We start from the raw sequence: 19,100 nt of genomic DNA on the forward strand, positions 1-19,100 counted from the left end.
CTAGAGCCTTGTTTCAGGCAGGTGTGAGACGGCCAATACCAGGCGCCGCTCAGCTCGACGCCTTGCGCTCAAACGACGTCGTCACCCCGGGACTTGTTCCCGGGGCCCATCGTTCCACCGCAGGTGCGGCGCAGAATAGAACGCTCACGATGAAGCTGAACCATGGGCCCCGGGAACAAGTCCCGGGGTGACGGGGTACTTTAAGGTTTTGACCTTCTGAGGTCAGGATCAACGGCCGTTGGTATAGGGGGTCTGAAAGGGCCCAGGCCGCGCGCCGGAAGCTATGTCGAGCTTCGGTGACGCACGACGCGTGAGCGGGTGTGGTGGCCAGATCGGCGCAGGCGAATATCGGCCGCCCCGCTCGCCAGATCGACGCTCTCGATATCGAGGCGATCAACGCCGATCGGCAGTCGGGGATCGGTCAGCCTCACCTGGCTTTTCCAGCCATCGATCGTGACGCCCAGGCAGGCCTGCAGCATCATGAACACCGAGCCGGCGGCCCAGGCCTGGGGCAGGCAGGCGACCGGATAGGCCACCGGCGGCTCGCCGGCCGCCCGGGAGAAGCCGCACAACAGTTCGGGCAGGCGCATCTCGAAATGGACGGCGGTCTCGAACAGCCCCGCCAGCATCCGCACCACGCCCTGACGCTCGCCATAGCGGGCCATGCCCATCACGCACAGGGCGGTGTCGTGAGGCCAGATCGAGCCGTTGTGGTAGGACATCGGATTATAGCGCGGCTCGCCCGACGCGAGGGTACGCAGGCCCCATCCGGCATTGAAGCTTGAGCCCAGCAGGGTGTCGATGACCCGCCTGGCGCGGTCGGGGGTCGGCAGACCGCAAAACAGCAGATGGCCCGGGTTCGAGCCCTTCACTCGGCATGGCTTGCCGGCCCCGTCGATGGCCATGGCGTAGAAGCCCTGATCCTCCATCCAGAAGCGGTCTTCGACCGTCTGGCGCAAGGTCTCGGCCCTCTGCGACCAGCGCTCGGCGTTTGCGGCGTCGCCGCGCCGCGTGGCCAGGGCTGCCATGCCCTTGAACGCTGCAAAGGCATAGCCTTGCACCTCGACGACCGCGATCGGGCCGACGGGAAAACTGCCGTCGGCGTGAAAGACGCTGTCTTCGCTGTCCTTCCAGTTCTGGTTGGACAGGCCGCTGGCTGCGCCGCGCGCATAGTCGATCAGGCCGTCGCCGTCGCTGTCGCCGAACTCTTCGATCCAGCTGACGGCCTTGAGCAGGGTTGGCCAGAGGCCGTCGATAAACGCCATGTCGCCCGTGCGTTCGGCATAGGCGCAGGCCAGGCCCACGAACAGGGGTGTGGTGTCGACCCCGCCGTAGTAGCGACCAAACGGCAGCTCACCCAGGGCCGTCATCTCGCCGCGCCGGGTCTCGTGCATGATCTTGCCTGGAGCGCTGTCCTGGAACGCCGAGATCTCGATCGCCTGATGCTTGGCCAGATAGGACAGCACGCCCCTGGCCAGATCAGGCTGAATCCAGAGCACCTGCCAGGCGGTGATGACAGCGTCGCGGCCGAACGGGGTCGAGAACCAGGGAATGCCGGCATAGGGGTAGGGGCCGGTGTCCAGCTCGGTGGTCAGCAGGGCCAGGTCGGCGCGCGACTTGTCGAGCCACTCGTTGAACAGCCGGCCAGAACTGTGCAGACGTGCGCCACGGCGGATGCGACGGCGCATGCTCAGCTTGGCGCGCGCGGCGGCGTTGCGCCAACGGATCCGCGTCGGCGGGGGACCGGGCGTCGGGCCGATCTCGATATAGAGCTCGAAGCGGTCAGCCGCCGAGAGCATGAACAGGAAGTCGGCGCGCGATGGCGTCAGCCTTCCCGGGGGCTCTGAAAAGCTGACCACGCTCTCGCGCCGCACCCTGTCCAGGCCGACATAGGCGAAGCTGAGCGAGCGGCCTTCAGCTACCGGCAGGCTTCTTTGGCCCTGGGCGCCCCGCTTGGAGCCCCGGACCTCGAACATGTCGTTGAAGTCGGCTTCCATCTCGAGGCTGACCGGCAGCATCACCAGGTCGCGGCTGTAATTGACGAAGGTTATGCGCTCATAGCAGCGCTGGTCCCACAGGAAGCGCTTGCGCTCCAGATGGATCGCGCCGTGCTGCGCGGCGCCCGCGCCCAGCAGGGGAAGGGTCTGGTTGGTGGCGTGGCAGTTGAAAAAGACGTTGTCCTGCGACACCGACGAACTGAGATGTGACGGTGCCTGGCCGCCCAGGGTCAGTCTGTATTTCGAGAGCACGCGGGTGTCGTTGTGGAACATCCCGTCGCCGACCCCGCCGATGTCGCCAAACGCGTCGGCCACGACAAAGGTGTCATCGTCCTTGAGGGCGTAGAGCGGCGAGGGCGGGCGGGGCTCCCCGGTTCTTTCCTCGCTGGCCGGTGTGGGCGCAACGTAAGCGATGTCATCCATGTCGGGGCTCTATCCCCTCAGGCGCTGCGCACGAGGCCAAGGTCTGGGCCGCGCATCTCGACCCGTTGTGCGTAGAGCGCCTGGTAGCGGCGCGCCATGGCCGTGGCCGAGAAGCGCAGGTCGAAGCGGTCGCGGATGGCGCGGCGGCTCAGGCTGCCAAGGCGCGACACGGCATCTGCCGCCTCTTGCTCGCTGTTGACGATGAAACCCGTCAGCCCGTCCTCGATCACCTCGCGCACCGAACCGCGATCATAGGCGATCACGGGGGCACCGGCGGCCATGGCCTCGATCATCACCAGGCCGAAAGGCTCGGGCCAGTCGATGGGGAAGATCAGGGCGTCAGCGCCGCCCAGGAACCGGCCCTTGTCGCGATCACCGATCTCGCCAATGAACTCGACCATGGGATCGGCCAGCAGGGGTTCGACCACCTCGTGGAAATAGGCCCGGTCGGCCTGGTCGATCTTGGCGGCGATCTTCAGGCGGCGACCCGCAGCCCTGGCGATGGCGATGGCGCGATCTGGACCCTTCTCGGGCGAGATGCGACCCAGAAAGGCCAGATAGCCTTCAGCATTGTCTGGGCGCGGCCTGTAGCTGTCGGTGTGAACCCCGTGCAGCACCGTGCCCACCCAGTTGGCGTCCGGTATGGGCTTGCGCTGGGAGTCGGAAATCGAGACCAGACCGAACTGCGGATAGCGGCGATAGAGGTTGGGCAGGTCCTTCATGTCCAGCCGGCCGTGCAGGGTGGTCAAGGTCTTTCCGGCGATGTCGGCGAACAGCCCAAACTGCAGCATGTCGGTGTGGAAGTGGATGATGTCGAACTGGTCGGCGCGATCGCGCACCTCCAGAAGCATGGCCAGATGCGCCGCCAGGTCGGACTTCAGCGGCGCAGGATCCAGGCGGATGGCCTGATCGCGCACGACCACCAGCCTGGCCTTGGTCTGGGCCTCGGCGCTGGCGAACAGGGTGACGTCGTGACCCAGTTCGACCAGGGCGTCGGTCAGATGCGCCACGACACGCTCGGTGCCGCCATAGAGCCGGGGCGGGACGGCCTCATAGAGCGGCGGGACCTGGGCGATGCGCATGGTGGAACCTTCCGCGATCTGGTCAAGACTGTGACCGCTTCATGAAACCACCAGAGGACCGGCTGGTTCCGTCTGAGGTCGGCCCTGCCGTTCGCAGCCCTGCCTGAAACACAAGTGTCGCATTTCGCCGTTAGGGCCTGCCGCATGCACAAGTCCTTCTCCAGCCTTCGATCCACGGTGATCGCGCCCTTCGTCCTGGCCCTGATTGCCGTGCCGGCGCCTTCGGCGACCGCCCATCCCGGCCATGCGGTTGTGCCCGTGGCACCCGAGGGGCGGTCCAGCCGTCCGGTAGACCCCGGGGCGCGACGCTGGCTGGCGGGGGACCACCATGTGCACAGCTGGTTCAGTGTCGGGGTAAAGCCCGCAGCCGATCCCTCTCAGCCGCCCGAATTGATCAAGGCCGGCGACGCCAGCAATCCGATCACGACCAATGCCGCCATGGCCGCCAGGCATGGCCTGTCCTGGATGGTCGCGACCGACCATGGGGGTCCCAACCACGCCAAGCTGAACCGCGACGAGGCCTATCCCGAACTTCTTCGCGCCCGTCGGGCCACGCCTGGCGTGCTGCAGTTCTGGGGCATGGAACTGGACACACCGGCCGCCGAGCATTCCAGCCTGATCCTTCCAAGGAACGCCTCGGAACGCGACGTGCTGTTTGGGATCGAGCGCCAGTACAACCGGCGCGAACCCTGGCCGGCCGATCCCGCGCGCGATCAGGAGGCCTTCATGCTGGAGGCCTTGCGCCACATGCGGGCCCTGCCACAGCCGCCCGTGGTCATTGCCAACCACCCCTCCCGCTCATCGCCCGCAGCTGGGCGCTATGGCCTTGTTTCGCCGTCCGAACTGCGGGCCTGGAACGATACGGCTCCCGAAGTCGCCGTGGGGATGGAGGGCGCGCCCGGACATCAGGCCTCGAGCCTGAAACCGGATGGCTCGATCGATCCCAAGGGCGACCGGGGCGGCTATTCGCGTACGCCGACCATGGGCGGCTTTGATCCGATGACGGCGCGGCTGGGCGGGTTCTGGGACTCGATGCTGGGCGAGGGACGCCGCTGGTGGATCACCTCGACCTCGGACTCGCACCGCCACTATACCGACGGCGGCAGCGATTTCTGGCCCGGCGAATACTCCAAGACCTATGTGAAGGCCGTGCACACCTATGACGACGTGCTGGATGGCCTGCGCAATGGCCGGGTGTTCGTGACCCTGGGCGATCTGGTCTCCGAGGTGGAGGTGACCGCCATCAGCGCTGACGGTGCCCGGCGGGCGGACATCGGCGGGCGGCTTGAGGTGGCGGCCGGCAGCGACGTCACCATCGTCATCCGCGTGCGCGACCCGGCGGGCAAGAATTTCGGCGGATACGCGCCTGATGTGTCCCGGATCGACTTGATCCAGGGCGACGTGACGGGACCGTCGGCGGATCGCCAACTGGACGCGAACCCGACAACCCGCGTTGTCCGCAGCTTCAAGCCCGGGGCCTGGGCGCGGGACGGCGAGCGTCTGTCCATGACCTATGTTCTCAAGGACGTGCGCCGATCCAGCTATGTTCGCATCAGGGGGACAAACGGCACCGAGCTTGAGCCGCAACCCGATCCCTTGGGCGAAGACCCCTGGTCGGACCTGTGGTTCTACGCCAACCCCGTCTTCATCGCCGTGCGGTAGGCCGCCACTACGGAACTGTCACAGACCGATGCTACCCGGCGTCCATGCTGGCCGCGCTGCACGAGATCTCCGTCGCTCGACGACATGACGATGAGACGCGTCGATGAGCGACCTGGCGAGCGTCCGGGCCCAGCGCGCAGACCTGTATCAGTTCATCGTCCAGCGGACGCGCGATCCCGCCGCCGCCGATGATCTGGTGCAGGAGACCTTTGCCCGCCTTCTGGCCTATGAGCGCGCGCGGACCGTGGTTGATCGCGCCGCCCTGGGCTATCGCATCGCGCTCAATCTGGTGCGCGATCATTTCCGAAGCCGAAAGCGGCGGCCGGTCGAGATCCTGAACGACGACATTGCCTGCGAAGCCCCCGCGCCGGAGCAGATCCTGATGCATCGCCAGAAGGTTGAAGTGTTCAGCAAGGTCCTGGACGCCATGCCGCCGCTGCGCCGCGACGTGTTCATTCGCCGCCGCCTGCATGGCCAGACCTGCCGCCAGATTGCGGCTGACCTCGACATGAACGAAGCCGCCGTCGAGAAGCATGTCGTCCGTGCTCTGGAGCAGCTCCAGCGCGAGGTCGCCAAGGCCGAACGTCGCCGTCCGGGAGGCCGGCCATGAGCCGCGTGAGCCAGGACGCCGCGCGCTGGGTAGCGCGCCGCATGGACGCCCCAGGCGCGGACGATGTGGATTTCGAGGCCTGGAAATCGGCCGACCCAGCCCATGCAGCCGCCTATCAGCAACTGTGGAGCACCACCCAGGACCCGGCCCTGGCCGAGGCGCTGACCCGAAGCGTCAGGGCGTGCGCAAGGCCATCGCCACGCCGCTTCGGTAGGGCCGTCGTCGGGGGGCTCAGCCTGGCCGCCTGCGCGGTGGCCGCCGTGCTGATCTGGCCTGACCTGCAACTCTCGATGGTTCGCCCGATCCCGCTGGAGACCGTCGCCGGGCAACAGCGCAATCTTGTCCTGGCCGACGGCACCCGCGTCACCCTGGAAGGCGCAACCCGGCTGGAGGTGCAGTTTGGCGCGCACCGGCGGCGCGTGAAGCTGGTGCGCGGCGAGGCGTTCTTCGATGTCGCTCATGACACCGCCCGGCCGTTCATCGTCAGTGCGCCGGAAGGCTCGGCGCGCGTGCTGGGCACGGCCTTTGATCTGGAGCGTGGCGGCGACCGTCTGGAACTGTCCGTGCACCGGGGCCGGGTGCGGCTGGCGCCGACGGGCCTGATCCATCGCTCGGCCGAACTGACCGCCGGCCAGCGGGCGTTCGCGATCAACGGCCAGCTGTCTGCCATCCGCCCCTTTGATCCCGCCGCCGAGGATTGGCGGACGGGCTGGCTGGAAACCGACGGCGTCACCCTGGAAAGACTGGTCGAGCGGCTCAATCGCGTTGCGGCCACCCCCATCGTCATCGCCGACAAGACTCTGGCCAAGCAGCGTGTGGCCGGGCGCTTCCGGCTCGACGAACCCGAGGTCCTGGTGCGTAACCTGGCCCTGATGCATGGCTTCACGGCGCGCGAGCAGGGCGGCCGGCTGGTCCTGGAGCGGTGAACCGGTTCACGGGCGTCGCTGAAACTTCACAAATATCCCTGTCCGGAAAAGCCGCCGGCCGACGTCTTCCCCGCCGAAGCCGGCGACAGCGCCGTGCGATCTCGGGGATGCATCAATGACCTTCAAGACCTGGACCTGGCGCAGTTCGGCCTCCGCCGTCGCCCTGCTGCTGGCAAGCGCCTGCGTTGTCGCGCCCAGCCTGGCGGTCGCCGCTGCGCCTGCCGTCAAGATCGACGTCACCATCCCCGCCGGCGATCTGGCCTCGGCCCTCCCGGCCTTCTCGCGCGCGACGGGGCTGCAGGTCCTGGCCGATCCGGCGCTGCTGCGGGGCAAGCGCACCGCCGGGATCAAGGGCGCGCTCGACCCCGACCGGGGCCTGAGCCAGCTGCTGCGGGGCACCGGCCTGACCTTTGTGCGCAATGGCGGCAGCGCCATCCTGCGACCCGCCGCCCAGCCGATCTCTACCGCGCCGACCGAGGCGCGCGCCGCCCGCGCCGCGCCGGAGGCCGCCGCTCCGGATGCTCAGGCCTCCGACAACACCACCATCGAAGAGGTCGTGGTCACCGGCGGCTTCGCCAACTCGCTGTCGCGCTCCCTCGCCGAAAAGCGCAAGGCGGCCAATGTCGTCGACGGCATCTCGGCCGAGGATATCGGCAAGTTTCCCTCCAACAACATCGCCGAAGCGCTGCAACGCGTTCCCGGCGTCGCCATCACGCGCGATCGGGGCGAGGGCCTGTTTGTCCGGGTGCGGGGCCTGGGTCCGAACTTTCAGATCGTGACGCTGAACGGCCGCAGCGCCGCCGTGAACGAGAACATGCGCGACAGCGGCCAGAGCGGTCGCCAGTTCCGTTTCGACACCCTGCCGTCCGAACTGGTCGCCGGGGTCGAGGTGGGCAAGACGCCTCTGGCCTCGCTGGATGAAGGCGCGATCGGCGGTATCGTCGATATCAAGACCTTCCGCCCGCTGGACCTTGGGCGCAGCACGGTGGCCCTGTCGGCCACGGCCAGCCGGCCTGAGCTGGCCGGCGAAACAGATCCGCGCGTCTCGGGCCTGGTCAGCTGGAGCAATGAGGCCCAGACCTTCGGCGTCCTCGCCGCTGCGGTCTTCGATCAGCGGACCCTGCGCCAGGACCGTATCACCGGCGTGAGCTGGAGCTATTCGGACCCGACGACCACCCTGGGCAAGAGCCTGATCGCCCAGGGGATCAATCTCTATCCGTCCGCGATCCGCCCGACGCTCGAGCGCGAGGATCGCGAGCGCAAGGGCCTGGTGCTGTCGGCCCAGTATCGCCCGAGCGAAGAGACGGAAGTGAGCTTCGACGCCAGCTACACCAAGCTGGACGATCACTATGACGAACTGACCTATTCGGTGGACCAGACCGTCACGACCCTGGTTCCGGGCTCGGCGGTGATCAAGGACAATGTCCTGGTCGGCGGCACGGTGTCCTCGACCACCCAGATCGGTCGCGAGGTCAGTGACCTGGCGCACGACAATTTCATGCTGGCCGGCAAGATCCGCCAGAAGCTGGAAGACTGGACCCTGACGGCCGACCTGGCCTATGCCCGGGCCTTCTCGGAAACCTCAAACCCGATCACCCGCACGCGTCTGCTGGGACCGATCGGTCAGACGACCTTCGCGATGACGAGGGCCGATGACGAGGCTGTGCCCAGCGTCAAGCTGCTGACCGCTGATCTCAACACCCCGTCCCTGCTGCCGTTCCGGCGGATCGAATGGCGGGTCAATGACTCGACCGACGAAGAAATCGCCCTTCAGTTCGACGCGGAACGTCCGGTGTCCTGGGGGCCGCTGACCCGCATCCAGTTCGGCGTGAAGTATCGCGAGCGCCAGCGTGACTATAATCGCGCCGATATCAACTACACCACCAACCTGGCCAACAAGACCTTCGGTGCCGACTATTTCGACGCCTTCCCCGTCAGCGATTTCCTCGGCGACGTCTCGGGGACCCTGCCGACCACCTGGGCCATGCCTGATCCCGCCGCCTTCTGGACCCTTGCCGACAAGGCCCAGACGGGCACGGCCCGCGCCGACCAGCGCAACTCCTATAACGTCTCCGAAGACATCGCCGCCGCCTATGCCCTGACCGAGATCGACACCACCCTCTTCAGCCTGCCCCTGCGCGGCGAGGTCGGCGTGCGAGCCGCCCAAACCAAGCAGGTCTCGGCCGGTCATGCCGACAACGGTCGCGCGGCGATCCCGGTGCGCTACGAAAAGACCTATAGCGACGTGCTGCCGACCGCGAACTTCGTGCTGGAACTGTCAGACAGCCTGCAAGCCCGCGTGGCCGCCGCCAAGGTGATCACCCGTCCGTCGCTGGCGGATCTGGCACCGCGCCTGACCCTGAACTCGTCGGGCACGGTTTTGACCGCCGTCGGGGGCAATCCCGAACTGCAACCCTTCGAGGCCTGGCAGTATGACGCCACCCTGGAATGGTACTTCGCCCCGGGCAGCGCCCTGATTGCCGGCGCCTTCTACAAGGACATCACCACCTTCGTTTACAGCCAGAAGACCAACATCGTCGTCGACGGCCAGACCTATCTGCTGACCTCGCCGACCAATGGCGGTCAGGCAACGATCAAGGGCGTGGAGCTGGCCTATCAGCATCTGTTCAAGAGCCTGCCGGCTCCGTTCGACGGCCTGGGGTTCCTGGCCAACTATACCTACACCGACACCGAGGCGACCTATTCGCCCACGCTGAAGGACCAGATGGTCAATGTCGCCAAGAACAGCTTCAACCTGACCGGCTTCTACGAGAAGGACCGTTTCGCCGCCCGGGCCAGCTACAGCTGGGTCGATGACGTCCTGCAGGATGTGGGCGGGGCGGGCCTTTCGGCCCTCAACGACAGCGCCTTCGGCTCGCTGGACGCCAGTGTCAGCTACAAGATCACGCCCCGGATTACGGCGGCGATCGAAGCCCAGAACCTGACCGACGCGGCCCAGTGGCAATTCGTCAAGGGCGGCTGGTTTGGCGGCTACACCCACTATGGCCGCACCGTGAGCCTTGGTCTGCGCGCCAAGTTCTAGATCACGGGGCGGCTTTCTTTTCCCCTCGACTGGCCCGCCCGATGATCCGGGCGGGCCTTTTTTATCAAGCGTCGGCGATCCCTGGAGATCTGGCCCCAAACCGGGACGTCGCCAAGCCGTCACCAAGCCTGGCTAACTGGCACACTGGCGATCTCGCGGTTCGACTCTGGTCTGGCCGTCGCAAGGTCGTGAAGGTTCAATTCGGGCCCGCTGTCGGCGCGCCTGGCCTGGGCCTCGACTTTCCCTCACCTTGTGGAGCGCAGATCATGAAACCCTTGCAGGCCGCCCTGATCGCCACGCTGCTCCTGACAGTGGGCACCCTTCCGGCCAAGGCCCAGGAGGCCGGCCTCAACACCCTGCGCTGGCTGGGATCGCACAACAGCTATCGGCCTGATCTTGATCCCGCCGCCCTGGCCCATCAGCGGCAGGTCATGGGCGAGCACTCCGCCGGCGTCGAATATGGCCATCCGGCGATCAGCGATCAGCTCGACCTGGGCGTCCGCCAGTTTGAGTTCGATCCCTATGCGGACACGGCCGGCGGCCGGTTCGCCGCGCCCTATGCCCAGGACGCCGCGCAACTGGCGATCATGCGCCGCCCGGGGGCCAAGGTGCTGCATGTGCCGCTGGTCGATGCGCGGAGCCTTTGCCTGACCCTGGCCGACTGCTTTGGCCAGGTGGCGCGCTGGTCCGACGCCCATCCTGGTCATCAGCTGCTGATCATCTTCGTCAATACCAAGGAAGAGGGGTTCAACACCCCCCTCATTCCCGATCCCGAGCCGTTCACCGAGGCCAGTCTGGCGGCCATCGACGCCGACGCCGTGGCGGCTTTCGGTCGCCAGAGGCTGCTGACGCCCGATGACGTGCGCGGCGACGCGGCGACGCTTCGCGACGCGGTTCGCACGCGCGGCTGGCCTTCGGCCCGGGCCGCCACGGGCAAGGTCCTGCTGGTGCTGGATTCAAACCCTCGCGTCGCCGAGCTCTATCGCAAAGACCATCCGGCGCTGAAGGGCAGGGTGATGTTCGGGCTCTATGGCGAAGCCGAGGCCGAGGCGGCCGTGTTCAATGTTCAGGATCCGGTGGCGGATGAGGCGCGGATCACGGCCCTGGTCGCCCAGGGCTATCTTGTTCGCACGCGCGCGGATGCAGACACGCAGGAGGCTCGCACGGGCAATCTTGACCGGCTGGCCGCCGCCGAGCGCTCCGGCGCCCAGGTGATCAGCACCGACTACTACCCCGGCGCGCCGGATCCGCTGAAGCTGAGGTTTGTCGTTCGGCCGGCGTTCTTTCGCTGAAGGCGCGGCCCCGAAGTCCGTCAGGCGTTCGAAGGGGCCATGGACCTACGGAATGGCCGGGCCGGGCTACGAAAGATTGCCATTTCGGAAGCGGCTGTCAGGGCAGCGATCAGATCTTGCACGCCGATAGTTATGTCGCATCACCAAAGTTCAATGTGTAGTTGCAGCAGTGGGCCAGATAGAGTCGCGTCAAGTTCAATTGATGATTTAAGAGCTGAGGCGGATTGTCGCGCACGGTCTGTGATTACCCGTTTCGGGGGCGCTCTTCTGCGGCATGCTGTCGTTTGAAATTCCGATTAAATTATATTTAGCATTTTGCAGGAAGTCTCGCAGAACGTCGTTCAAGGCGCCGGGAAGATCGCGCTATGCCGTTTTTTAACAAGACCAAAACCAGGCAAGCCGCCGTTGCAGCCGAAATGCGTGAGCTGAAGGCGCAGGTTGCCGCCATGGATCGATCGCAGGCGGTGATCGAGTTCAAGCTCGACGGAACGATCCTGCGGGCGAACACCAATTTCCTGGATGCCCTGGGCTATCGGGCAGAGGAAGTCGTCGGGAAACATCATCGCATCTTCGTCCCGCCGGGCGAAGCGGAAAGCGCCGAGTACCGTGCCTTCTGGGCCGAACTCAACAGCGGAAACTTCATCGCGCGCAAGTTCCTGCGGATTACCAAGGAAGGCTCCGAATGCTGGATCCAGGCCTCCTACAACCCCGTGCTCGATGAAAACGGCAAGCCCTACAAGGTCATCAAGTTTGCCATGGACGTCACGGCTATCGAGCATGAACGCATGCGGTCCGAGGCCGAGCGACAGCGCTCGGCCGAGGAGCAGGCAGACGTCATCGCCAACCTCGCCGAAAGCCTCAAGCGCATGGCGCAAGGTGACCTGACTGCGCGGATCAGCGCGCAGTTTCTCGGTCGCTATGCGCAGATCAAGGACGACTTCAACGCCGCGATCGACAGCCTGCGCGAGGCGATGAGCGGCATTACGGCGACAACGGGCGGTTTGCGCGCCGGTGCCGACGAGATCTCGATGGCTTCGGATGACCTGTCGCGTCGCACTGAGCAGCAGGCCGCCAGCCTGGAGCAGACGGCGGCGGCTCTGGACGAAATCACGGCTACGGTCAGGCGGAGCGCAGAGGGCGCCAAGCAAGCGTCAACCGCCGCCTCCGGCGCCCGAACCGACGCGACCCGTTCGGGCGAAGTCATGCGCGATGCGGTCGCCGCCATGGGCGAGATCGAACAAAGCTCGGGCCAGATCACGCAGATCATCGGCGTCATCGACGAGATCGCCTTCCAGACCAACCTGCTGGCCCTGAACGCCGGCGTTGAAGCCGCGCGCGCCGGGGAGGCCGGTCGGGGCTTTGCGGTTGTGGCTCAAGAAGTCCGGGCCCTGGCCCAGCGTTCGGCCGACGCGGCCAAGGAGATCAAGACCCTGATCGCCAGCAGCACGGCCCAGGTCGAGCGGGGGGTCAGGCTGGTTGGGAATACCGGTCAGGCCCTGACGGGCATCGTCAGCAAGATCGCCGAGATCGACGTACTGATCTCCGAGATCGCGACCTCGTCCCAGGAGCAGGCCACAGGCCTCAATGAGGTCAACACTGCGGTCAATCAGATGGACCAGGTCACGCAGCAGAACGCCGCCATGGTTGAGGAGGCCACCGCTGCGGCCGCGAACCTGAAGATGGAAGCCGCGCAACTGGCGTCGCTGGTCGCTCGCTTTCAGACGGGCTCGGCCACCGCGCAGGGTGAACGTATCCCGGCTGGCCGTCATGCGCCGGCGGCGAAACCCGTGGCGCGAGCCTCGGCTACGATTGCGCCCTTCGCGCGTCCCGGCGGGGCCGCTCAGGCTGCAGCGCAGTCCTGGGAGGAATTCTGATCCCTGCTGGCTGCGACCTTCCGACTCGGGAGGGTGCGCCTTCGGGGTATCCCTATGATCGGCTCGACGGCCGTATCGACTCCAGGATCGTGCTCGCGGCCAGGTCCAGCGTGGCGGGGTCGAGGCGATCCAGGGTGATGCTGGCCAGCAGTGGCTGATCGGACTTTCGCCGCTCCCGCGCATAGGCCAGATCATAGTGGGCGGCCATCAGGGCCTGGGCCAGCTCGATAAAGGCGCCCTGGTCGACCATTTCGTGCCAGGCTGTCAGTCGCCTCAGGCTGGGATGGATCGGCAGCCGCTCCAGGATCGCCAGCAGGGCCTCGCGCCGGGCGGTGATGTCGCCATAGGTCTCGACCAGATAGCGGGCGCGTTCCGCCAGGGGCGCGGTGACCTCGATGCGCGGTGCCTTGCGCATGGCCGCCCACAGCATCGGCGGCAGAACCCGGTTGCCGATCTTGCACGACTCCGCCTCCACCACCACCGGGCGGGTCGGGTCCAGCGCATCGAGGGCCGCGAGGAGCTGGCTCTCGAAGCCCTTCTGATCGGGCTGGGCCTGCCCCGACAGGGCACCGAACAGCGAGCCGCGGTGGCAGGCCAAGCCCTCCAGGTCGACCACCTGAACGCCGCGTTCCGCGAGGCAGGCAAGGATCGCCGTCTTGGCCGAGCCGGTATCGCCATCCAGCAGGATCAGGTCCAGATCGCACGGCGTGTCATACAGCCGGGTCTGAACCCAGCGGCGGTAGGTCCGGTATCCGCCGTCCAGCACGGCGGTCTGCCAGCCCACCCGCTGCAGGATGGTGGCCATGGCGTTGGACCTCTGGCCGCCGCGCCAGCAATAGACCAGCGGCCTGAAGCCCTCTGGCTGGTCAGCGAGTGCGGTTTCCAGGTGATGGGCGATGTTACGGGCCACATGGGCCGCGCCGATGCGGTTGGCGCGCAGGCGCGACTCCTGGACATAGATCGTCCCCACCTCGGCGCGCTGGGCGTCATCCAGCACTGGCAGGTTGACGGCGCCGGGCAGGTGGTCCTGGGCGAACTCGCCGGGGCTGCGCACGTCAATGATCTGGTCGAAGGCCGCCAGGGCGGCGGGGTCGGCGGATGTCAGGACCTGAAGCGGCTTCATGTCCGCTCGGGGGTTCGCCGCAGGTCGCTCGTCATACTGCCGGATCTCGCCTTCGCCGCTTTTCGTCGCCGCGACTATGCGCGAGGCGTCGGGGAATCGTAAGGTCCCCGTGAAGTTCCAGGAGCGCTCTGTGTCAGATTCCCCGCCAGCCCCCGTTCGACTGACCTCCCTGGCCCACGGCGGGGGTTGCGGTTGCAAGCTGTCTCCGGCGGTGTTGCGCGAGATCCTGGCCCAGTCTCCGGCCGCCGGGATGTTTCCCAACCTGATGGTCGGAACCGAGACCTCGGACGACGCTGCCGTCTGGCGGCTGAACGACCAGCAGGCCCTGGTCGCCACCACCGACTTCTTCATGCCCGTGGTCGACGATCCCCATGATTTTGGCCGGATAGCCGCGACCAACGCCCTGTCGGACGTCTACGCCATGGGGGCCACGCCGATCTTTGCCCTGGCCATCGTCGGCATGCCGATCGACAAGCTGCCCGTCGAGACCATCGGCGCGATCCTGGCGGGCGGGGCGTCGGTCTGCGCCGCGGCGGGCGTGCCGATCGCCGGGGGGCACTCGATCGACAGCGTCGAGCCGATCTATGGCCTGGTCGCCCTGGGCCTGGTTCATCCCGATCGCGTGCTGTCCAACCGGAGCGCGCGGGCCGGCGACGTGCTGATCCTGACCAAGGCCCTGGGCGTGGGTGTGCTGAGCGCAGCGTTCAAGCAACAACGCCTTTCCGACGAGGGCTACCGCGCCCTGATCGCCACCACGACCCAGCTCAACACGGTCGGGGCAGGGCTGGGCGAGGTGGCGGGCGTCCACGCCGTCACCGATGTCACCGGCTTTGGCCTGCTGGGTCACCTGCTGGAAATGTGCCGGGGCGCCGGGCTGGCGGCGGAACTGGACGCCGACGCGCCCGTCCTGCTGCCGGAAGTCGCGGCGCTCGCCCAGGCCGGGGTGCGCACCGGAGCGGCGGTGCGCAACTGGGCCAGCTATGGCGCGGCGGTTGAGATGCCCGCAGGGGCGCCAGACTGGCGGCGCGACCTGCTGGCCGACCCGCAGACCAGCGGCGGCCTGCTGATCGCTGTCGCGCCGGAGGCCGCCGACGCGGTTCTGCGCAAGGTGCTGGACGCGGGGTTCGCCGCCGCCCGGGTGGTGGGAACGATGGTCGCCGGAGCGCCCGTTGTGACGGTTCGCAACCTGCACCCTGACTAAGGCCACAAGGGCTGGCTCAGGTCAGGGGGCACGTCACGACGGAGGCCAACACAGTTGCGTTTTGGGACCCGGCCGCGCATGTCAGTCTGGACAGGAAGATGATCTCAGACAGGCCAATGACCGAAGACAACGCAGTTCCCACCCAAGGGCAAACCCTGACGCTTCGGCGCCCTGATGACTGGCACGTCCACCTCCGTGACGGCGACATGCTGGCCTCCGTGGTCAACTACACGGCCCGGCAGTTCGCCCGGGCCATCGTGATGCCCAATCTTGGCCCGCCGGTCACGACGGTCGCGGCCGCCAGGGCCTATCGCGACCGCATCCTCGCCGCTGTCGAGCCCGGCCTGGCCTTCGAGCCGCTGATGACCTGCTACCTCACCGACACCATCGACGCCGGCGAGGTCGAGCGCGGCTTTGTCGAGGGCGTCTTTACGGCCTGCAAGCTGTACCCCGCCCACGCCACGACCAATTCAGCGCACGGCGTTACGGATATCCGCAACATCCATGCCGTGCTCGAGGCCATGCAGCGGATCGGCATGCCGCTGCTGATCCATGGCGAGGTGACAGATCGCCATGTCGACATCTTTGACCGGGAAGCCGTCTTCATCGACCGCATTCTGGGCCAGCTGATCGCTGATTTTCCGGCGCTCAAGGTGGTGTTCGAGCACATCACAACGGCCGATGCCGTGGCTTTCGTCGAGGCGAGCGGCCCCAATCTGGCGGCCACGATCACGCCGCACCATCTGGCGATCAATCGCAACGCCATGTTCGAGGGCGGGATGCGCCCGCACTTCTATTGCCTGCCGATCGTCAAGCGCGAGACCCACCGGCTGGCCCTGCGCCGGGCGGCGACTTCGGGGTCCGCCAAGTTCTTCCTGGGCACGGACTCTGCCCCGCACACGGTCGGCGCCAAGGAATCCGCCTGTGGCTGCGCCGGCGTCTTCAACGCGCCGTTCGCCATCGAAAGCTATGCCAAGACGTTTGAGGAAGAGGGCGCGCTTGACCGCCTGGAAGCCTTTGCGTCGGAAAACGGCCCGCGCTTCTACGGCCTTCCGCTCAATGACGGCGTCATGGTCCTGGAGCGGACCGCCAGCCCTGTTCCTGACCGGATGACCCTGGGATCGGCGGAACTGGTGCCGTTCCATGCCGGTGAGACGCTGGATTGGCGTATTGCGGGTCTATAGCTCATCCAGGCTGCCCAAGCGCACGTAGCTCTCCAAGCGCCGCTGAGGCGGGCCAACATGAGGAGACCGACAGTGGCGCGCACCGGAACTCAAGGCACAAGCCTGACGTTGAGGCGGATAGCTTTGGCCGTGATGCTGGGCGCCACTCTTGTCGGATCGGATGCCATGGCCGTCGAAGAACCAGCCTTCAAAGCCGTTTTCCGTGCGGGCGCTTTCGAGGTTCGTGACTATCCAGCCCTGTTGGTCGCCGAGGTAACTGTCACAGGTGATCAAAAGGAGGCGGCCGGCAAGGGCTTCCGACTGCTCGCCGGCTACATCTTCGGCGGCAACACGCGCCGCCAGAGCATCGCCATGACCGCGCCTGTCGCCCAGGCACCGACGAGTGAAAAGATCGCCATGACCGCGCCGGTCACCCAGATCCAGAGCGCCGGCGAATGGGTGGTGCGCTTCACGATGCCCAGCGCCTATTCGATGAATACGCTGCCTGAACCCAATGATCCCAGGGTAAGGCTGCGGGCGCTTGCCCCGACCCGCTTTGCGGTGCTGCAGTTCTCCGGTCTGGCCGGCAGCGACAACGTCGCCGCCAAGACGGTTGAGCTCGAAAAACTCGCCAGAAAACACAATCTGCGCGCCATCGGCCCGGCCTCACTGGCCCAGTACGATCCCCCGTGGACCCTGTGGTTCATGCGGCGCAATGAAGTGATGCTGCCTGTCGCGCCCTGACTGCGCCAAAGCCGCTCCGGCAAGAGCCACGGCGCGAGTGGCGTGCCCCCTGTTTCTCATCCCGCCCCAACGGCGGTCCCGAGTTGAATTGAAATGGCTGTAAGGCTGGCGTTCTGCTTCCGCCCGCGTTAGCAGACCGCCCATGATCCGCCTCGACAATATCTCCAAGCAGAACGGCCACCAGATCCTGTTCATCGAAGCGTCGATGGGGATCCAGAAGGGTGAAAAGGTCGGGCTTGTCGGCCCCAACGGCGCGGGCAAGACGACGCTGTTCCGCATGATCACCGGTCAGGAGCAACCCGACGACGGGCTGGTTGCGATCGATGCCGGAATGACGATCGGCTATTTCAGCCAGGATGTCGGCGAAATGTCGGGTCAGAGCGCGGTCGCTGCGGTGATGGACGGCGTCGGCCCCGTCAGCGCTCTGGCCGCCGAAATGGCCAGGCTCGAGGCGGCCATGGTCGATCCGGACCAGGCCGACGAGATGGACACCATCCTCGCACGCTATGGCGAGGTGCTGGAACGCTTCCAGGAACTGGACGGCTATGCCCTGGATGCGCGGGCCCGAGAGGTCCTGGCCGGGCTGAGCTTCAGCCAGGAACGCATGGACGGCGATGTCGGTCTGCTGTCTGGCGGCTGGAAGATGCGCGTGGCGCTGGCCCGCATCCTGCTGATGCGGCCTGACGGCATGCTGCTGGACGAACCCAGCAACCACCTGGACCTGGAAAGCCTGATCTGGCTGGAGGCCTTCCTCAAGAACTACGAGGGCGCCCTGCTGATGACCTCGCACGACCGCGCCTTCATGAACCGCATCATCGGCAAGGTGGTGGAGATCGACGCTGGAACCTTGATCAGCTATTCGGGCGATCTGGACTTCTATGACCAGCAACGCGCGCTCGGCGAGGCGCAACGCCAGGCGCAGTACGAGCGCCAGCAGGCCATGCTGGCCAAGGAAATCAACTTCATCGAGAAGTTCAAGGCGCGCGCCTCGCACGCCGCCCAGGTCCAGAGCCGGGTCAAGAAGCTCGACAAGATCGAACGCGTCGAGCCGCCGCGCCGTCGCCAGGCGGTCCAGTTCGAGTTCCAGAGCCCGCCCCGGTCGGGCGACGACGTGATCAACCTGCGCAATATCCACAAAGGCTATGGCGCGCAGCCGATCTATGAGGGGCTCGATTTCCTGGTGCGCCGCAAGGAGCGGTGGTGCGTTCTGGGTGCCAACGGGGCCGGCAAGTCGACCCTGCTGAAGCTGGTGGTGGGCGACACCAAGCCCGACCAGGGTACGGTCAATATCGGTGCCAGCGTCAGGCTGGGCTATTTCGCCCAGCACTCCATGGACCTGCTGGACGGCGAAGAGACGATCTTCGAGTCTCTGGAAAGCTCGTTCCCGCAGGCCGGCCAGGGCGCGCTGCGGACCCTGGCGGGGTGCTTCGGCTTTTCCGGCGACGATGTCGAAAAGCCCTGCCGCGTCCTGTCGGGCGGCGAGAAGGCGCGCCTGGTCATGGCCAAGATGCTGTTCGATCCGCCCAACCTGCTGGTGCTCGACGAGCCGACCAACCACCTGGACATGGCCACCAAGGAGATGCTGGTCGCGGCCCTGGCGGACTTTGAGGGCACCATGCTCTTCGTTTCGCACGATCGCCATTTCCTGGCGGCCCTGAGCAACCGCGTGCTGGAACTCACCCCCGAGGGCGTCCACCAGTACGGCGGCGGCTATACCGAATATGTCACCCGAACAGGCCAGGAAGCGCCGGGCCTGCACCCGGGCGGGTAGCGGCAGGCCTCTGACCAAACCTGTTGCCCCACGCAAGGCCGTGCAGGCATTGATCCCGGGCTGCTCGGTCGAGCAAGAGAGCGGTCGCCGCTACCGACAGCTTGCGCTGAAAACACCCCTGGATTCGCCTGTCAGGGGAAACGCGCTGATTGTTTCTGATCGCCACAAGATTGTGGTTGCAGATGTAAC

13 protein-coding genes are annotated in these 19,100 nt (G+C 66.4%); 10 read left to right on the forward strand and 3 right to left on the reverse strand.

Going from position 1 to position 19,100, the window contains the following annotated elements; genetic code table 11:
- Nucleotides 1-281: 281 nt before the first annotated feature.
- Nucleotides 282-2,420, reverse strand: coding sequence for an amylo-alpha-1,6-glucosidase (locus ACW179_RS09315; protein ID WP_492064009.1), 2,139 nt, complete (start codon nt 2,418-2,420; stop codon nt 282-284).
- Nucleotides 2,421-2,437: 17 nt separating this feature from the next.
- On the reverse strand, nt 2,438-3,502 hold the full coding sequence (locus tag ACW179_RS09320; protein WP_492064010.1) for a glycosyltransferase family 4 protein: 1,065 nt from the start codon (nt 3,500-3,502) through the stop codon (nt 2,438-2,440).
- A 144-nt stretch (nt 3,503-3,646) separates the two neighbouring features.
- Between ACW179_RS09320 and ACW179_RS09325 the strand changes: the two genes are divergently transcribed.
- The 6 genes from ACW179_RS09325 to ACW179_RS09350 all read left to right on the forward strand — a co-directional run bounded on the left by ACW179_RS09325 (nt 3,647) and on the right by ACW179_RS09350 (nt 12,909).
- Entirely contained in the window at nt 3,647-5,164 is a 1,518-nt protein-coding gene (locus ACW179_RS09325; RefSeq protein ID WP_492064011.1) for a CehA/McbA family metallohydrolase domain-containing protein, read from the forward strand.
- Nucleotides 5,165-5,267: 103 nt separating this feature from the next.
- On the forward strand, nt 5,268-5,774 hold the full coding sequence (locus ACW179_RS09330) for an RNA polymerase sigma factor (protein ID WP_492064012.1): 507 nt from the start codon (nt 5,268-5,270) through the stop codon (nt 5,772-5,774).
- Entirely contained in the window at nt 5,771-6,700 is a 930-nt protein-coding gene (locus ACW179_RS09335) for a FecR family protein (RefSeq protein ID WP_492064013.1), read from the forward strand. Before ACW179_RS09330 ends, ACW179_RS09335 begins: the two co-directional genes overlap by 4 nt.
- A gap of 115 nt (nt 6,701-6,815) precedes the next feature.
- On the forward strand, nt 6,816-9,743 hold the full coding sequence (locus ACW179_RS09340) for a TonB-dependent receptor (protein ID WP_492064014.1): 2,928 nt from the start codon (nt 6,816-6,818) through the stop codon (nt 9,741-9,743).
- A gap of 266 nt (nt 9,744-10,009) precedes the next feature.
- Nucleotides 10,010-11,035 carry a phosphatidylinositol-specific phospholipase C domain-containing protein gene (locus ACW179_RS09345; protein ID WP_492064015.1) on the forward strand — a complete coding sequence of 342 codons (1,026 nt, stop codon included), beginning with the start codon at nt 10,010-10,012 and terminating at the stop codon, nt 11,033-11,035.
- Between the two features lie 365 nt (nt 11,036-11,400).
- A complete protein-coding gene (locus ACW179_RS09350; protein WP_492064016.1) occupies nt 11,401-12,909 on the forward strand; it encodes a methyl-accepting chemotaxis protein in 1,509 nt (502 codons plus the stop codon).
- A gap of 52 nt (nt 12,910-12,961) precedes the next feature.
- Here ACW179_RS09350 and mnmH read toward each other — a convergent pair whose 3' ends face one another.
- Entirely contained in the window at nt 12,962-14,032 is a 1,071-nt protein-coding gene (gene mnmH / locus ACW179_RS09355; protein WP_492064017.1) for a tRNA 2-selenouridine(34) synthase MnmH, read from the reverse strand.
- A gap of 130 nt (nt 14,033-14,162) precedes the next feature.
- Between mnmH and selD the strand changes: the two genes are divergently transcribed.
- From selD to ACW179_RS09375, 4 genes are all read left to right on the forward strand, one after another.
- Nucleotides 14,163-15,233, forward strand: coding sequence for a selenide, water dikinase SelD (gene selD, locus ACW179_RS09360; RefSeq protein ID WP_492064018.1), 1,071 nt, complete (start codon nt 14,163-14,165; stop codon nt 15,231-15,233).
- A 116-nt stretch (nt 15,234-15,349) separates the two neighbouring features.
- A complete protein-coding gene (gene pyrC / locus ACW179_RS09365) occupies nt 15,350-16,417 on the forward strand; it encodes a dihydroorotase (RefSeq protein ID WP_492064019.1) in 1,068 nt (355 codons plus the stop codon).
- A 165-nt stretch (nt 16,418-16,582) separates the two neighbouring features.
- Complete coding sequence (locus tag ACW179_RS09370) at nt 16,583-17,140, forward strand: SOUL family heme-binding protein (RefSeq protein ID WP_492064020.1); 558 nt, start codon at nt 16,583-16,585, stop codon at nt 17,138-17,140.
- 142 nt (nt 17,141-17,282) lie between these two features.
- A complete protein-coding gene (locus tag ACW179_RS09375; RefSeq protein WP_492064021.1) occupies nt 17,283-18,911 on the forward strand; it encodes an ABC-F family ATP-binding cassette domain-containing protein in 1,629 nt (542 codons plus the stop codon).
- The last annotated feature ends 189 nt before the right edge of the window (nt 18,912-19,100 follow it).

The organism is Caulobacter sp. AVps18, assembly GCF_058681425.1.

What these genes read in the sequence shown, in the direction of transcription:
- ACW179_RS09315 (WP_492064009.1), bottom strand. Translation starts at nt 2,420, where the DNA reads ATGGATGACATCGCTTACGTTGCGCCCACACCGGCCAGCGAGGAAAGA.
- ACW179_RS09320 (WP_492064010.1), bottom strand. Translation starts at nt 3,502, where the DNA reads ATGCGCATCGCCCAGGTCCCGCCGCTCTATGAGGCCGTCCCGCCCCGG.
- ACW179_RS09325 (WP_492064011.1), top strand. Translation starts at nt 3,647, where the DNA reads ATGCACAAGTCCTTCTCCAGCCTTCGATCCACGGTGATCGCGCCCTTC.
- ACW179_RS09330 (WP_492064012.1), top strand. Translation starts at nt 5,268, where the DNA reads ATGAGCGACCTGGCGAGCGTCCGGGCCCAGCGCGCAGACCTGTATCAG.
- ACW179_RS09335 (WP_492064013.1), top strand. Translation starts at nt 5,771, where the DNA reads ATGAGCCGCGTGAGCCAGGACGCCGCGCGCTGGGTAGCGCGCCGCATG.
- ACW179_RS09340 (WP_492064014.1), top strand. Translation starts at nt 6,816, where the DNA reads ATGACCTTCAAGACCTGGACCTGGCGCAGTTCGGCCTCCGCCGTCGCC.
- ACW179_RS09345 (WP_492064015.1), top strand. Translation starts at nt 10,010, where the DNA reads ATGAAACCCTTGCAGGCCGCCCTGATCGCCACGCTGCTCCTGACAGTG.
- ACW179_RS09350 (WP_492064016.1), top strand. Translation starts at nt 11,401, where the DNA reads ATGCCGTTTTTTAACAAGACCAAAACCAGGCAAGCCGCCGTTGCAGCC.
- mnmH (WP_492064017.1), bottom strand. Translation starts at nt 14,032, where the DNA reads ATGAAGCCGCTTCAGGTCCTGACATCCGCCGACCCCGCCGCCCTGGCG.
- pyrC (WP_492064019.1), top strand. Translation starts at nt 15,350, where the DNA reads ATGACCGAAGACAACGCAGTTCCCACCCAAGGGCAAACCCTGACGCTT.
- ACW179_RS09370 (WP_492064020.1), top strand. Translation starts at nt 16,583, where the DNA reads ATGGCCGTCGAAGAACCAGCCTTCAAAGCCGTTTTCCGTGCGGGCGCT.
- ACW179_RS09375 (WP_492064021.1), top strand. Translation starts at nt 17,283, where the DNA reads ATGATCCGCCTCGACAATATCTCCAAGCAGAACGGCCACCAGATCCTG.